Below are 271 nucleotides of genomic sequence, written 5' to 3' on the forward strand. Positions count from 1 at the left end.
CTGTTGCAGGCCCGCCTGATCGCCGGGATCCTGGACATGTCCGAAGCGGACGTCAGAGTCATCACCGGACTCGACGACGGCAGTACACAGTAGCTGATAGGTGGCGGCGTCACGATGCGGCCTTGGCGCTGCGTCAAGCTACGTTCGCCCCTGGTAACCACTTCGCGTAGGCGCTCGTCCGCGGCGTGCTTGTTCCGCCGGATGATGTAGCGGCGGATCACGCTGCCCTGCTCCTTGTGGCTGGCGTGGTCGGTGCCGTCGAGGGTGAAGT

At 64.9% G+C, this 271-nt stretch carries 1 pseudogene; it reads right to left on the reverse strand.

Annotated features, from left to right (window positions below):
• Positions 1–149: 149 nt before the first annotated feature.
• A pseudogene (locus ACSNOK_RS34345) lies at positions 150–271 on the reverse strand (transposase); the annotation flags it as partial.

Source organism: Streptomyces sp. URMC 126 (genome assembly GCF_051386555.1).
GTDB lineage: Bacteria > Actinomycetota > Actinomycetes > Streptomycetales > Streptomycetaceae > Streptomyces.